The organism is Halorubrum kocurii JCM 14978 (assembly GCF_000337355.1).
GTDB classification, from domain to species: domain Archaea; phylum Halobacteriota; class Halobacteria; order Halobacteriales; family Haloferacaceae; genus Halorubrum; species Halorubrum kocurii.
The window spans coordinates 1-14,944 of sequence record NZ_AOJH01000043.1 but is presented as its reverse complement, the minus strand read 5'-3'; the positions used below and the strand labels follow the sequence as shown (position 1 = coordinate 14,944).

The 14,944-nt window shown below is 70.2% G+C and carries 15 protein-coding genes and 1 tRNA gene; 8 read left to right on the top strand and 8 right to left on the bottom strand.

Annotation, left to right across the window (positions count from 1 at the left end; all coding sequences use genetic code 11):
- Positions 1-20 precede the first annotated feature (20 nt).
- Both C468_RS05480 and C468_RS05475 read left to right on the top strand, forming a co-directional pair.
- Complete coding sequence (locus C468_RS05480) at positions 21-1,088, top strand: mRNA surveillance protein pelota (RefSeq protein WP_008847881.1); 1,068 nt, start codon at positions 21-23, stop codon at positions 1,086-1,088.
- 93 nt (positions 1,089-1,181) lie between these two features.
- Positions 1,182-1,580, top strand: coding sequence for a hypothetical protein (locus C468_RS05475; RefSeq protein WP_049912086.1), 399 nt, complete (start codon positions 1,182-1,184; stop codon positions 1,578-1,580).
- A gap of 73 nt (positions 1,581-1,653) precedes the next feature.
- Here C468_RS05475 and C468_RS05470 read toward each other — a convergent pair whose 3' ends face one another.
- The 4 genes from C468_RS05470 to glyA form a co-directional block, all read right to left on the bottom strand.
- A complete protein-coding gene (locus tag C468_RS05470) occupies positions 1,654-2,652 on the bottom strand; it encodes an ornithine cyclodeaminase family protein (protein ID WP_008847879.1) in 999 nt (332 codons plus the stop codon).
- 128 nt (positions 2,653-2,780) lie between these two features.
- Positions 2,781-3,059 carry a hypothetical protein gene (locus tag C468_RS05465; protein WP_008847878.1) on the bottom strand — a complete coding sequence of 93 codons (279 nt, stop codon included), beginning with the start codon at positions 3,057-3,059 and terminating at the stop codon, positions 2,781-2,783.
- A gap of 304 nt (positions 3,060-3,363) precedes the next feature.
- A complete protein-coding gene (locus tag C468_RS05460; protein ID WP_008847877.1) occupies positions 3,364-3,774 on the bottom strand; it encodes a DUF3054 domain-containing protein in 411 nt (136 codons plus the stop codon).
- Positions 3,775-3,846: 72 nt separating this feature from the next.
- Positions 3,847-5,094 (bottom strand): serine hydroxymethyltransferase, encoded by a 1,248-nt coding sequence (glyA, locus tag C468_RS05455; RefSeq protein WP_008847876.1) that lies wholly within the window; start codon positions 5,092-5,094, stop codon positions 3,847-3,849.
- 189 nt (positions 5,095-5,283) lie between these two features.
- On the opposite strand from glyA, the gene tbsP reads away from it, so the two are divergent.
- The 3 genes from tbsP (at position 5,284) to C468_RS05440 (ending at position 8,274) form a co-directional block, all read left to right on the top strand.
- Complete coding sequence (tbsP, locus tag C468_RS05450; protein WP_008847875.1) at positions 5,284-6,099, top strand: transcriptional regulator TbsP; 816 nt, start codon at positions 5,284-5,286, stop codon at positions 6,097-6,099.
- Between the two features lie 84 nt (positions 6,100-6,183).
- On the top strand, positions 6,184-7,875 hold the full coding sequence (locus C468_RS05445; RefSeq protein ID WP_008847874.1) for a YcaO-like family protein: 1,692 nt from the start codon (positions 6,184-6,186) through the stop codon (positions 7,873-7,875).
- Positions 7,876-7,935: 60 nt separating this feature from the next.
- A complete protein-coding gene (locus C468_RS05440) occupies positions 7,936-8,274 on the top strand; it encodes a cupin domain-containing protein (protein WP_008847873.1) in 339 nt (112 codons plus the stop codon).
- A 521-nt stretch (positions 8,275-8,795) separates the two neighbouring features.
- Here C468_RS05440 and C468_RS05435 read toward each other — a convergent pair.
- Positions 8,796-9,290 carry a CBS domain-containing protein gene (locus C468_RS05435; protein WP_008847872.1) on the bottom strand — a complete coding sequence of 165 codons (495 nt, stop codon included), beginning with the start codon at positions 9,288-9,290 and terminating at the stop codon, positions 8,796-8,798.
- A 206-nt stretch (positions 9,291-9,496) separates the two neighbouring features.
- Here C468_RS05435 and C468_RS05430 point away from each other — a divergent pair, with 206 nt between their 5' ends.
- Complete coding sequence (locus tag C468_RS05430) at positions 9,497-10,735, top strand: cytochrome P450 (protein ID WP_008847871.1); 1,239 nt, start codon at positions 9,497-9,499, stop codon at positions 10,733-10,735.
- Between the two features lie 36 nt (positions 10,736-10,771).
- Here the strand turns inward: C468_RS05430 and C468_RS05425 are convergent.
- Positions 10,772-10,925, bottom strand: a tRNA-Met gene (locus tag C468_RS05425).
- A 160-nt stretch (positions 10,926-11,085) separates the two neighbouring features.
- On the opposite strand from C468_RS05425, the gene C468_RS05420 reads away from it, so the two are divergent.
- On the top strand, positions 11,086-12,375 hold the full coding sequence (locus C468_RS05420) for a DUF7115 domain-containing protein (RefSeq protein ID WP_049912082.1): 1,290 nt from the start codon (positions 11,086-11,088) through the stop codon (positions 12,373-12,375).
- Positions 12,376-12,465: 90 nt separating this feature from the next.
- Entirely contained in the window at positions 12,466-13,710 is a 1,245-nt protein-coding gene (locus C468_RS05415) for a mechanosensitive ion channel family protein (protein WP_008847869.1), read from the top strand.
- 34 nt (positions 13,711-13,744) lie between these two features.
- Here the strand turns inward: C468_RS05415 and C468_RS05410 are convergent, their stop codons facing one another.
- Both C468_RS05410 and C468_RS18345 read right to left on the bottom strand, forming a co-directional pair.
- Positions 13,745-14,263, bottom strand: coding sequence for a hypothetical protein (locus C468_RS05410; RefSeq protein ID WP_008847868.1), 519 nt, complete (start codon positions 14,261-14,263; stop codon positions 13,745-13,747).
- Between the two features lie 131 nt (positions 14,264-14,394).
- Positions 14,395-14,944, bottom strand: a 550-nt coding sequence (locus C468_RS18345) for a hypothetical protein (protein ID WP_008847867.1), incomplete at its 5' end; no start/stop codon positions are given.

Sequence of the window (14,944 nt, the reverse complement as noted above, 5' to 3'; positions counted from 1 at the left end):
GGCCGGGGCGACGTGCGGACATGCGCATCACCGACCGGGGCTACGGCGAGGAGGGCCGAGAGCGGCTCACCCTCGTCCCCGAGAACGTCGACGACCTCTGGCACCTCGCGCACGTCCTCGAACCCGGGGACCTCGTCGAGGGCGACACCACGCGTCGGATCCAACGGAACGACGACCAGATGCGGGACACCGGCGGCCAGCGCGAACACCTCTTCGTCACGCTGGAGGTCGACGAGGTGGAGTTCGCCCGGTTCGCCAACCGGCTCCGCGTGTCGGGCGTGATCGTCGGCTGCTCCCGCGAGGACCAGCTCAACGCCCACCACACGATCAACGTCGAGGAGCACGACGAGATCACGGTGGAGAAGCGCTTCAAACCGGACCAGACCGAGCGGCTGGAGGAGGCGACGGAGGCCGCCGAGAACCCCGACGTGGCCATCGCGACCGTCGAGGAGGGGGCCGCCTACGTCCACACCGTCCAGCAGTACGGCACCGAGGAGTACGCCTCGTTCACGAAGCCGACCGGGAAGGGCGACTACTCCCGGCCGCGCGAGGAGCTGTTCGCCGAGCTGGGCGAGGCGCTCGCGCACCTCGACGCGGACGCCGTGATCCTCGCCGGGCCGGGGTTCACGAAGCAGGACGCGCTCGACTACATCGAGGAGGAGCACCGCGACTTGGCAGACCGGATCACCACCGTCGACACCTCCGCGGCGGGCGACCGCGGCGTCCACGAGGTGCTGAAGCGCGGCGCGGTCGACGACGTGCAGAAGGAGACCCGGATATCAAAGGAGGCGACGCTCATCGACGACCTCACCGCCGAGATCGCGCAGGGCGCGAAGGCGACGTACGGCCCCGAGGACGTGGCCGAGGCGGCCGAGTTCGGCGCGATCGAGACCCTCCTCGTGGTCGACGAGCGACTCCGGCAGGAGCGACAGGGCGAGGGGGACTGGTCGATCGACGTCAACGAGGTGATCGAGTCGGTCGAACAGCAGGGCGGCGACGTGGTCGTCTTCTCCTCGGAGTTCGACCCCGGCCAGCAGCTCTCGAACCTCGGCGGCATCGCCGCGATCCTGCGTTACAGGCTGCAGTAGCGAGAGCGGCGCGGCCGCCGACCGCCTCGTCTCCCCCAAAAAACACTTATTGACCGTGTGGGTACTCACCACACGACGGCGTACCCTCCACCCATGAGACGGCGTACCCTCCTCCGAGGAGCGGCCCTGGTCTGCGCGGGACTCGCCGGCTGTGCGGGGCTTGGCTCCGACTCTCCGATGCTCTCCATCACCGTCTTCAACGGCTCTGAGAGCCCGTACACGGTCGAGATGACGATTTCGCGGGCGGGCGACGGCGACACCAGAAGCGACGCGAGAGCGTTCTCGGGAGGGCTCGACGTCGAGCCGGACGGCCGTGCCGTGCGCGAGGACGTCGCCGAGCGACGGCCGTCCCTCATCGAGTACGGCCTCTACGACGACGACGGCGAGCTGACTGACCAGGACCACGTCCACTACTACCCGGGCGACGAGGACGAGAGCGGCGCGCTGGCGTTCGACATCGATACGTCGGGAGTGCTCACGCGGCGGTGGTGACCTCCACTCGTCACGCGGCGGTGGTGACCTCCGCCCCGTCGGCGGCGTCCATCGTCGGACGACCGCTTCGGCGTTACCGGCCCGTGAGCGCCTCGCTCGCGGGGGCGAAGTCGATCGTCCGCCCCCGGCCCCTCTCGCTCGCCCGCTCGTAGAGCATGTGGGCGGCCGCGACGGTCTCGATCCCGCTCCCGCCGGAGTCGAACACGGTCACCTCGTCCTCGCTCGTCCGGCCCGGATGCTCGCCGGCGACGACCGCGCCCAGATCGGCCGCGACGTGGCCCTCGTCGATCAGCCCGGCCTCGACCGCCGCGAGGAACGAGCCGGCGTCCTGCGCGGCCCGTGCGGCGATGTCGGGGACGTACGTCGCCCGCGCGACGAGTTCGGGCGGGAGCTCGTTCTTCTCCGGGTGGTACTGCCCCATCGCGGTGACGTGCGTGCCGGGCTCGACGTCCACGTCGTCGATCACGGGGTCGCTCGCGGTCGTCGCGGTGACGACCACATCGGCGCCGTCGAGGGCGTCGCTCGCGCTCGCCACCGCCGACACGTCGGCGTCGAGCCGGTCGGCGAACTCGTCGGCGAACGCCTCGCGGTTCTCCGCGGTCGGGGAGAACACCCGAACGGCCTCGAACTCGCGCACCGTCGCGGTCGTCGCGAGCTGGCCGCGGGCCTGCGCGCCGCTCCCGATCACGGCGATCTCGGTCGCGTCCGCGCGAGCGAGGGCGTCGACCGCCGTCGCTCCCGCGGCGCCCGTTTTAAACGGGTTCATCGAGGCGCCGTCGAGCAGCGCGAGCGGCTCGCCCGACGCGGCGTCGAACAGCGGCGTCATGAACCACGCGTCCTCGGCGCCGAACCCCGCGGAGTAGGTGTACCCGCCCATCGCGCCCGTCTCCGGCAGCACCGCGGCGTAGGTCGTCAACATGCCCGGCGGGTCGCGGTTGAGCAGCTTCGTCCGCGGCTCCGCGGGCGCGCCCTCACCGATCTGGCGGTAGGCGTCGCGGACGACCGCGACGTAGTCGGCCGGTTCGGCGAGGTCGTCGACCTCGGCGCTCGTCAGAAACAGGGCGTCGGTCATACCCGCCCGGTCGGGCGCGAGGGACTAAATCCTACAGGGAACCGGAACCGCCGGTCGGGCGAGCGGTCGGAGCGGCCAGCCGGCGATTCGCGGTCAAACTGGGTCGCGTTGCAGCGCCGAACTTCCCGTCAGTCGGCGCCGCCGGTCCGCGAGCGCCCGGTCGAGCGACCCCGGCGCGGACCGCTCGACCTGCCGACGGGACCGGTCGCCGCGCTGTCGGTCCCGGCGCGCGTCTCGCTCGTGACTGGGGCCTTGACGAACATCGCGTGGGCGATCAGGCCCGCCGCGACGAGGGCGCCCCCGGGAACGGCGACAATCGACGGCAACCCGACCAGTCGCAGGACGGCGGTCACACCGAGCAAGGCGGCCGGAATGAGTCCGAGGACGTAGTCGTAGTACCCAGTCATATTCCGGGAGAACGTACGTGAGAATTTCTATTAAATCTTTTCCGTGGTTCGCTGTGGCTACCGAACTGATCACTTCAAAGGAATCCATAAGTTATGAGAAGAGCGGGCGGGCGGACAGAAGGCGAGAGGTGGGGGAAGGGAGCGACGACGGCGGAGAAGCGGCGAGGGCGGAGAAGCGACGACGGCGGAGAAGCGGCGAGGGCGGAGAAGCGACGACGGCGGAGAAGCGGCGAAGGCGGTGAAGCGGCGAGAGCGGAGAAGCGGCGCGGGAGCCGGTAACGACTTAGCGTGTCTTGATAATGACCTACCGGATCTTGAAGTACACCGCGCGCCAGCCGCCGAGCGCGAGCGATCCGAGGACGAGCATGACGACCGCGAAGGAGAGCGCGGCGCCGCCCCTGAAGACGAACTGCCGGAGCGCCAACCCGACGACTGCGGCCGGGATCCACGACCGGATCGCGAGCGGGACCGACGACTTCGCGGTCTCGACGGCGCCGGCCGAGTACGCACCGACGAGCGGCGCGACGAGGGCCCATCCGATCAGGAACGGCGCGTACACTTCGAGCAGGTACAGCGGGTTCGCAGACAGGAACTCGACGGTGCTGTGGTTGAGCGCACCGACCGTCAACAGGACGATCAGCGCGATCAGGTCGCCGACCGCGAGGGGAACGGCGGCGCGGTCGAGGCGTGTTGCGAGGAACGACGAGTCGGCCATACCAACCCGTCAGAGTCCCCCCCACTTTGTACGTACGGATTCCGTCCGGCGGTCGCTACGTCCCGACCCGAGTCACTCGTACAGCGGGTGCGCCTCGCACAGCTCGACGACGCGCTCGCCGACCTCGTAGATCACGTCGTCGCTGTCGACGTTGTCGATGACGCGGTGGATGAGGTCGCCGACCTCCTCGATCGCGTCGGCGTCGAAGCCGCGGGTCGTGAGCCCGGCGGTGCCCGCGCGGATCCCCGAGGGGTTGAACGGCGAGCGGGTCTCGCCGGGGACCGTGTTCCCGTTAAGGACGATGTTCGCGGCCGCGAGCGCGTCCGCGGCGTCGCCGCCCGGCAGGTCCGGGTGCGACTCCCGGAGGTCGACCAACACGAGGTGGTTGTCGGTGCCGCCGGAGACGAGGGAGTAGCCGTGGCCCTGCAGCGTCTCGGCGAGCACCTCGGCGTTATCGACCACGTTCTGCGCGTATTCGTCGAACGAGGGGTCGAGCGCCTCCTTGAACCCCACCGCCTTACCGGCGATGTTGTGCATGAGCGGCCCGCCCTGCCCGCCGGGGAACACCGCCTTGTCGATGTCGTCGGCGAACTCCTCGTCGCACATCACGATCCCGCCGCGGCCGGCGCGGATCGTCTTGTGCGTCGAGCCGGTGACGAAGTCGGCGACGCCGACCGGCGAGGGGTGGACGCCCGCCGCGACCAGCCCCGTGATGTGAGCGATGTCGGCGAGGTGGTAGGCGTCGACGGCGTCGGCGGCCGCCTGGATCTCCTCCCAGTCGACCGTGCGCGGGTACGCGGAGTAGCCGGAGACGACGATGTCCGGCTCGAACTCCTCGGCGGCCTCGTGGAGCCCCTCGTAGTCGATGTAGCCGGTGTCGGTGTCGACCTCGTACTGCTCGACCTCGTAGATCTGCCCGGTGAAGTTCGCAGGGTGACCGTGCGAGAGGTGACCGCCGTGGTTCAGCTCCAGAGAGAGGATCTTGTCGCCGGGCTCCAAGACGGAGTAGTAGACGGCCTGGTTCGCCTGCGTCCCGGAGTGCGGCTGCACGTTGACGTGGTCGGCGCCCCACAGCTCCTTCGCGCGGTCGATCGCGAGTCGCTCAACCTCGTCGGCGTACTCGCAGCCGGCGTAGTACCGCCCGCCGGGGTACCCCTCGGCGTACTTGTTCGTGAGGACGCTCCCCTGCGCCTCCAGTACCGCCTCGCTGACGTGGTTCTCGCTGGCGATCATCGCCAGTGTCTGCTCCTGCCTGTCGCGCTCCCCGGCCAGGGCGTCGGCGACCGCGGGGTCGACCTCCCGGACGTGCTCGTGGTCCATGTAGAAACCCCAGGTCGATCACGCATTAATCCTTGCGTCACGTCGGTGGGTACGAGGGGTCACAGCGGCGGCAGCCGGCGAAACACCGAATCCGGCCATTTCGGGGGTTTCGGCGGCTGAAAACACGTTGTTCACTCTCCAAATCCCGTTAATATTAAATACGCAACTGGCTTTTATCCGAAGAGATAGATGGTATCGAATTTACTGGAGGCAGACGTCGAAAACGTCCTCAACGCGGCGTTCGCGGGGGACGACGAAGCGCTGTTCGTCGTCGACCCCTCCGCCGAGACGATCGTGTCGTTGGTCGAGGCGGCGGTCGGCCGCGACGACCTGCCGGAGATGTCGATGCTCGTCGACGAGGGGACGCTGAAGCACGTGATGGAAGACTTCCTCGTCGCGTCGAAGGCGGCCGATCTCGTCGCTGACGGCGCGCTCGACCTCCGGGTGCTCGAGGAGACGGTCGACAACGCGCTGTTCGTCTCCCCGTCCCGGGTCGTGGTGCTCGTGAGCACCGACGACCACGTCGCCGCGCTCGCCTCGGACGACGGCGAGTTCGTCGACGAGGTGTACGAGACCCACGCCGACGCCTTCGACGACGCCGAGACGTACAGCCTCCGCACCCCCGCGATCAGTCGCGTCCGGGAGACCTTGGAAGCCGAGATCAGCGAGGCGGCCCGCGAGGACTTCGACGCCGTGCTCGCCGCGATAGACTCCGCCCGCGGCGACGACGGCGGGCTCGACGAGGTGACCGTCTCCCTGCTCGTCGCCGCGAAGAACGACGTGCTCCTCTACGACATCTCGAAGTGGGGCGAGGACGTGGGGATCGCCTCGAAGGCGACGTTCTCCCGCACGAAGACACGGCTCGAAGACCTCGGGGTCATCGACACGGAGAAGGTCCCGATCGACGTCGGCCGCCCGCGGCTCCGTCTCAAGCTCGGCGATGAGCGGCTGCACGACCTCGACGCCGACAACCTCGCCGACGAAGTCGCGGCGATGCTGGCGTAGCCGGGCGACCGCACCGCTCGGACGCGGCCCCTTCCGAGGGCCGTCACCCGCGGCTTTTTTTCGCTCCTTCGCCTCGGAGGTGACATGGACATCGGACTTGTCGGTGACGGCCCCGCGGTCGAGGCCGTCTCGGCCGCGCTCGGCGACGTCGACGTGAACGTGATGCCCGTCGAGGCCGGGCTGCTCGACGGGTTCGACCTCGCCGTCGTGGTCGACACCGCCGGCTCGGAGACGTTCGCGACCGCCGACGACCTGCTCGACCGCTGGGTCGCGGTGGAGGTCGGGGGGGTCGGCGGCGTTCCCGTAGCGCCGGTCGACGCCGCGGTGACCACCTTCGACGAGACCTGCTATGACTGCCTCCGGCGACGCGTCGCGAGCGGGGGGGCCGAGGCGGCCGACGCGCCGACCGGTCGCCGGTCCGCCGTGCGCTACGCCGGGGCGGTCGCCGGCCGGCGGGTAATCCGACTGCTCGCCGGCGACCCGGTCGCCGACACGGTCGTCGAGGTACCGGGCGCCGAGCGGACCCTCCTCCCGGTCCCCGGCTGCGGCTGCGGCGATGACCCGGGCGACGCGCTGCCCCGCGAGGGGAAATCGCGGTCGCTGTCGGACGCGCTCGACCGCGCGGAGCGGGCGGTCGACCCCCGGATCGGCCCGCTCTCGGAGGTGGGCGAACAGGAGTCGTTCCCCGTGCCGTACTACGTCGCGCGGGTCGCCGACACGACGCCCTTCTCCGACGCGCGGGCGGCCGAGTTCGGCGGCGGCGTCGACGCCGGCTGGGACGCCGCGTTCATGAAGGCGCTGGGCGAGGGGTTAGAGCGGTACGCCGCCGGCGTGTACCGCGAGGGGTCGTTCACGCGCGCGCCGGCCGCGAACGTCCCGAACCCCGTGTCGCCCGACGCGTTCGTCCGCCCCGAGAGCGCCGAGGCGTACGCCCGCGACGACCGGCTCCCGTGGGTGACGGGCGAGCGCCTCGGCGCGGGCGAGGTCGCGAGCCTGCCGGCGGAGTTCGTCCACTTTCCCCCGCCGGAGAGCCGGTACCGGCCCGCCATCACGACCGGGCTCGGCCTCGGTAACTCCGGGCCACACGCGGCGCTGTCGGGGCTCTACGAGGTCATCGAGCGCGACGCGACGATGACGAGCTGGTACTCGACCGCCGACCCGCTCGGGATCGAGGTCGACGACGAGGGGTTCGCGGAGCTGGAGAAGCGCGCCCGCGCGGAATCGCTGTCGGTGACGCCGCTCCTCGTCACGACCGACGTCGACGTTCCCGTCGTCGCCGTCGGCGTCCACCGCGAGGGCGAGTGGCCCCGCTTCGCGGCGGGCTCCGGCGCCGACCTCGACCCCGCCGCCGCGGCCCGGAGCGCGCTCGCCGAGGCGCTCCAGAACTGGACCGAACTCCGGTCGATGGGCCCCGAGGCGGCCGCGGAGCAGGGCGCGGCGATCGGCCGCCACGCCGACTTCCCGAACGAGACGGCGGCGTTCTTCGACCCGGACGCGACCGTGCCCGCCGAGTCGCTCGGCGAGCCGGAGCTGTCGGGCGCCGACGAGCTGGCCGCCGTCGTCGACCGCGTCGAGACGGTGGGGCTGGAGCCGTACGTCGCGCGGACGACGACGCGGGACCTCGCCGCGCTCGGCTTCGAGGCGGTCCGGGTGCTCGTCCCCGGCGCGCAGCCGCTGTTCACTGGCGACCCGTTCTTCGGCGACCGCGCGAGCGACGTGCCCCGGTCGATGGGGTTCGAGCCCGATCTGGAGAAGGCGTACCACCCGTTCCCGTAGGCGCGGACGACCGCCGCCCCACCCGCCCGGTTTAAGTCGTTCCCGCTCGCCGGCTCTCCCATGGACGTACTCCCGGACGCGGACGTCGAGGCGGTGGAGGCGGTCGACGGCGTGTTCCTCACGCAGGGCGCCGCCGGCGCAGAGACGAGCATCCAGCGGTTCGCCATCGAGTCCGGCGCCGAGGTGCCCGAACACGACCACCCCCACGAGCAGGTCGGCGCGATCACCGAGGGGACCATCACCTTCGTCGTCGACGGCGAGGACCGCGTCGTCGAGGCGGGCGACACGTACGTGATCCCGGGCGGCGAGCCGCACGCGGCGCGCAACGACGGCGACGACCCCGTCGTCGGCTACGATATCTTCTCGCCGCCGCGGACGAACCCGGACTGGCAGGAATGAGCGAGAGCCGGGGTTTCGACGGGGGACAGAGAGCCGCTCGACGACCCGACCGTTTATAAATGGACGTGCGGTGGCGCGCACCTCCGAGCGCCCCCCGGGCGCGAGGAGCGTGCGCGAGGGAGTCGGTCGCCCGAAGCGAAGCGGAGGGCGACCGACGAGGCTGGGGAGGTGTGAGGCGCTGTGCGGTTGCTGTGCGGTGCGGGGTGGGACTCAAAGGGGCAGCCGCGAAGCGCGCGGAGGCGAAGCAAGCACCACAAGGAGGGAGCGGAGCGACCGACTGAGGAGCGCAGCGAGCGTGCGCGCGCTTCGCGGCTGGGGCTTTGGCGGTGTTCTCCGCCGATCTGCAAGCAACTATTTATAAACGCGCGGTTGGCGGCTCTGACGGCGTTCCTTTTCGATCTGCTACCGACCGTTTATAAGCGATAGACGACCGCGAGGACGCATCGCCGCCGGCCAGTTATAAATGCCAACGTCGACCGCAGACCCCGACCGCAGACACGTCCGATCACCCCCGCGGCCAATCAGGCCAGCCGCTTGTCCCGGAACGCGCGGATCACGTCTTGGCGGGCGATGATGCCGACGATCCGGTCGTCGTCGTCGACGACCGGCACGCGGTTGATGTCCGGGTCGTCGCCGGCGAGCAGGTCGAGCACCTCGTCGACGTCGGTGTCCGGCGTCACCGTCGCCACGTCGGTGCTCATCACGTCCGAGATCGGGCGGTCCGCGTTCCGGACCATGTCGACGCCCAGATCGAGGTCGCCCCACGGCGCCTTCACCTGATAGGTGAGCGTGTCGACGAACGGCGGGAGCCCGATCGGGATCCACAGCGTCTCGTCGTCCGGTTCGAACAGGTCGACGAGGTCCGACTCGGTGACGACGCCCACCAGCCGGTCCCCGTCGTCGACGACGGGGAACCCGCTGAAGTCGTACCGAGCGAACTTCTTGAACGCGTCGGCCACGTCGTCGTCGGGACCGACCGTCTTCACGTCGGACTCCATCAGGTCGCGCGCTTGCATACGGTCGCCGTCGCGTCGCTGCGTGGTAGGCGTTTCGGCCGATCGCGCTGCGGTCGGGACGGGTCGGCCGATCGCGCTGCGGTCGGGGCGGGTCGGTCGGAGCGCTTCGGCCGGAACGACCCGGACTCTGCCCCCGCGCTCGCTTCCGCCGTTCAAGCTGAGCCTCGGCGGGGAAGTTTATACCATTCGACACGAATAGGGGAACCATGAGCTCGGCAGATCCCCAAGGCCTGCAGGCCGTCCCCGAAGAGCTGCAGAGCCGCGAGGCGTGGCTCGAACCGTTCGACTGGTACGCGCGGATGCGCGAAGCGGCCCCGGTCCGGTACGACCCCGAGCGTCGGACGTGGGACGTCTTCCGGTACGACGACGTGAAACGCGTGTTGGACGACGACGACGTGTTCTCGGTTGACCCCCAGAAGGCGGACGACTTTGTCGAACCCGAGGGGCCGGGAGAGGGGCTGATCCTCGACACGATGCTGTTCGAGGACCCGCCCCGTCACGACGAGCTCCGGGGCGTCGTCGACGAGTGGTTCCAGCCCCGGTCGCTCGCCGACCGCGAGCCCCACTTCCGAGAGCTGGCGAGCGAGTTGCTCGACGACGCGGTCGGGGCGGACGGCCAGATGGACGTCGTCGAGGACCTCGCGTACCCGTTCCCGGTGACGGTCATCGCCGAGCTGCTCGGCGTCCCCGCGTCGGACCGTGACCGGTTCAAGACGTGGTCGGACACGCTCGTGGAGGCCGCGAGCGACGACGAGAGCGCGGACGCCTTCGCGGACCGCCAACAGCAGATCCAGATGGAGATGGCCCAGTACTTCCTGGAGATGATTGAGGACCGCCGTGAGAACCCTCGGGACGACCTCATCTCCGTGATCGTCACCGCCGAGTCCAGCGAGGGAGGACGGCTCTCACGCGAGGAGGCGCTCGGGATGTGCATCCTGTTGCTCGTCGCGGGGAACATCACGACGACGAACCTCATCGCGAACGCGGTCCGCTGTTTCGCCGAGGCAGACGCCGACCTGTTCGACCAGCTACGCGGGGACGACCGCGCGCTCACGAGCGCCGTCGAGGAGGTGCTGCGCTACCGGTCGCCAGTGCAGGCCATGAGCCGGGTCGCCACCGAGGACGTGACGATGCGCGGCGAGACCATCGAGGCGGGCGACCGGATCATCGCCTGGCTCGGCTCCGCGAACCGCGACGAGCGTCAGTTCGAAGCGGCCGACGCGTTCCAACCCGACCGGTCGCCCAACCAGCACGTCGGGTTCGGTCACGGGACCCATTACTGTCTGGGCGCGCCGCTCGCGCGGCTCGAGGCCAAAGTGGGACTCTCGGAGCTCCTCGACCGCGTCGAAAACGTGCGACTCGCCGAGGAGCCCCTGCAGCCGACTCGAAGCTCGTTCATCTACGGCGTCGAATCGCTGCCGGTCCGCTACGACGAGCGACGGTGAGCCGCCTCCGGGCGTCTCGCCCGAGGCGAAGAGAAGTGGCCGGGGTGGGCTCCGAACCCACGATCTCCGCATGTCCCAGGTCCGAGGCTCGGCGGAGCCACGGGAAGGACGCGGACGCTTCCAAGGCGTCACCGCACCGAATCTCCGAACCCTATGAGTGCGGCGCTATGTCCAGCTAAGCCACCCGGCCTCACCTTCCCGTACCGCGATGAAACCCTTTAACCTTCCCATCCGTCGGAAGGTTGCGAACGGGTGACAGAGTCGGCGGCGGCGATCGGTTCCGGTCGGGTCGAGACCGGCGCCGACGTGGACCCCGCGGATTTATGGCCGACGGGGCGGATCTCCGGGACATGAGCCTTCCCGAACTGCTCGCTGGGACCGTCGGCGACGAGGAGATCGTGGCCGAGGTCCCGCTCGGGGGAGCCGACCGGCTCGCAGTCACGCCGACGCGGACGCTCGTCTATCGCGGCGACGGCCTGCTGTCGGACGAGTCGGTCGCGGAGTACTCCCACGACGTCGAGCGCATCGCGGTCTCGACGGGTCGCCGCAAGGCGAAACTCACCCTCGGCTACGGCCTCGACGGCGACGAGACGATCTCGGTGCCGGCCAAGCGCGTCGACGACGTGCTCCACCCGGTCCTCGCGGGCGTCCTCTCCGCGACGGGCGTCACCGACCCCGGCGAGTCCGTCGTCCGCACCTTCCGCTTCTCCGAGCTCACGCTCGTCGCCACCAGCGAGCGGCTCGTCAAACACGTCGGGTCCGCCGTCTGGGACGAGGAGTTCGAGGAGTTCGCCTACGACGACATCACCGATCTCGACTTCGAGGAGGGGACCGTCGCCACCGCGGTCGTGTTGACTCACGGCGGGCGCTCCGAGCGGTTCAAAGCGCCCAACGAGTCCGCCCGGGCGGTTCGGGAGACCCTCGTCGACGCCGTCTGCGCGTACCACGGCGTCGACAGCCTCGAGGAGTTCCGCGTGACCGTCGCCGACGAGGACGACGCGGCCGCCGGAGACGACGACAGGAGCACGACGGACTTCGGCGAGGGACCCGACCCGCTGTCGGCCTCGCCGGTCGCGGACGCGGAGGCCGAGGCGGAGTCGGGGCTCGAGTCGTCGTCGAGCACGGAGGCGGCGGCCGAATCGGTACCGGCGTCGGGAGGCGAAGCGACGCCCGACCGGGAGGCGGCTGCCAGCCAGGAGACAGCGGCCGGCGAGGGACCGACGGGCGGCCGGGAGTCGAGTTCGTCGGTCGCGGAGGAGTCCGCGGGCGCTCCGGACGTCGAATCCGTTGCGGACCCGCTCGCCGACGACCCGTTGGCCGAGGAGCCGATCGCCGACTCGGAGACGGAGCCGGCCGCCGACGCCGATCGGACGGCGCGGTCCGAGCCCGACTTCGCGAGCGACGCCGCGGGAGAGGCGACTGCGGAAGAGGTCGCGGCGGCGGAGGCGGCGGAAGCGGCCGACCCGGCCGAACCGGACGCCTTCGACGGCTCGCCGTTCGAGAGCGCCGGCGTCGAGGGGGAGGACCTCGCGACGGAGGTGGCCGAACTGCGGCACGCGGTCGAACAGCAGTCCGAGCGCCTCGACAGGCAGTCCGCGCTCATCGAACAGCTGATCGAAGAGCTCCGCCGCGGTCGCTGATCCCGGACCCGGCGTCCGGTCCGGCGCTCCGTTCTCTCTGCCGATAGCTGCGGGGGACCATTTTTAACTGCGAGCGGAAACCGTCGGACAGTGACCGCGCAACTCGGAACGCAGCTCGACGCGCTGTTGGGGAACGTCGCGACCACGGAGGGTCGCGTCGCCGTGACCGCGGGGATCCTCCTCGCGACGCTCGCAGTCGGGTGGTTGCTCCTCCCCCGGGGCGTCCGGGCGGTGGAGCGGGTCACGACGCGCTGGCTGGAGCGGTTCCTCGACGGGCGGGGGGAGACCTCGATCGAGACGATGCGGGAGGCCGTTCCGGTCTCCTTCGGCCTGCGGCTGGTCGTCGGAGTGCTCCAGCTCGCGCTGTTCGCGCTCGCCGCCGTCGCGATCCTGGCGTTGTGGGGGCGCTTCGCGGTCGTGCTCGCGGTGCTTCCGGTCGCCGAGAACGCGCTCACGGTCGGCGCACAGGCGTTCGTCTCGCTGGTCCTCCTCGGCGCCGCCTACGTCGCGAGCGACGTGTTAGAGGAGTACGTCGGGGACCTCTCGGCCGACAGCGACCGCATCACCGCCCACCAAGAGCAGCTGCTCAGCCGGATCATGCAGGTCGGCGTCCTGGTGATCGCTGGGGTGACCGTCCTCGGGATCTGGGGCGTGAACCTCGGCGGCCTGCTCGTCGGGGCGGGCTTTTTAGGCATCGTGCTTGGGATGGCGGCCCGCCAGACCCTCGGGTCGCTGATCGCCGGCTTCGTGCTGATGTTCGCCCGTCCCTTCGAGATCGGCGACTGGGTGGAGATCGGGAACGAGGAGGGGTTCGTCACCGAGATAACCATCATGAACACGCACATGCGGAACTTCGACGGGGAGTACGTCGTGGTGCCGAACGACCTCGTCACCAACCAGGCGATCACGAACCGGAGCCGCGAGGGGCGCCTCCGGATCCATATGGAGGTCGGAATCGGCTACGACGACGATCCCGACGAGGCAAGCGAGATCGCCGAGGAGGTGTTGGCGGGCGTCGACACCATCGCGAACAACCCGAAGCCGTACGCGATTCCCTCCGGCTTCGGCGACTCTGCGATCCTGTTGGACCTCCGCTTCTGGATCGATCCGCCGACCCCGCAGGCACGGTGGCGCTCGAAGGCGACCGCCGTCGAGCGGATTCAGGACCGCTTCGTCGACGCCGGGATCTCCATCCCGTACCCGCAGCGGACCATCTCGTACCCGCCCGAGACCGCCGCGGACGCCGAGACGGTCGAACGCGTCGAGCGCTTCGACGGCAACGACCAGCGGTCGGACGGCGAGGGCGCCGGGCGAGCGGCCGATCGCCCGACCTGAGTCGGTGCCGACCGGAGCCGGCTCGCCGGAGCGATCACAGGTCGGCCGTATCGGTGTAGCCGCTCGGCAGCTCCGTTCCGCGTCCGGCGAAGAGCTGCTCGAACCGACCGATCCGTTCCAGAATGTAGCCGAGCGCAGCAGTGAGCGAGTCGGCGCCGATCGACAGCAGGTGCCGAACGCCCCGGTTGCGGTCGGTGTGGTAGAAGCTGATCTCCCCTTCCGGGTTGGTGTTCCGCTCCGGCATCACCACGAGCTCCTGTCTGCTTGGGCCGTGTCGAAAGACGAGCACGTCGGTGAGCGTGCCGTTCCCGTAGGTGACCATGTCGTGTCGCACGTCCCACTTCGGCGGCGTTCGGTCGGCGAGCGCGTCCGTGTCGACGACGTTTCGCATCGTCGTCGCGGTCGAGACGGCCGCCAAGTCCGATCCCGCTCGGCTCCGGAGCCAGTCGAGGAGTCGCTCGACGAGGTCGCGGAGACCGTCCGGCGCCGCGAACCGACCGCTGGACCGCTCCTGCGGCAGGGCCCCACGAGTCGTCTCGATCGGCTCGTCCATGGAGGTACTGCGACCCCAGCCATGGGAATAGCTATCGGTCGTCGCACCGCGACGTCTCCGGCCGCGGCGCTCGTCTCGTCGGCCCCCGGTCGGTCGCCCCGCCGGTCCACCCGAAATCCGACCGCGAACGGCTACTCCTCAGCCGACGCGTCCGCCTCCACCGGCTCGAACGTGACTCGTACCACGTCGTTGATCGTCCCCGCGAACCCGCCGGTGTCGACGCGCTCTCGGTCCGGGTCGTGAGTGTCGACGATCCGGTACCGTCGGTCGGCGGAGAGGGCCTGGTTCAGCTCGACGAACAGCACGGACTCGCAGTCGCCGCGCTCGCCGCCCCACGTCGGAAGCGCGACGGGGACCGCGTCCGCCTCGGCGCGGATGACGTACCCGTCGGCTACCCGTTCGTCCTCGCCGGCGAGGATCGCACCGGCGCCGTCGAACCCGTTGCGGTCGACGTCAGACGGATCGGTGATGTAGAACCCACCGTCCCAACAGTCCGCGTCGTACGGCTCGGCGTCGACGATCCGCTGGTACGACTTCTCCGAGAGGTAGCCGACGCCGTTCGCGTCGGTCGGGAGACCCCCCGCACTCTCGTCGGTCTCGAGGCCGCCGACGCAGGACCCGCCGGCGGCCTCGGACGGATCGGATTCGTCGGCCTGGTCGCCGTCTTCGGCCTGGTCGCCA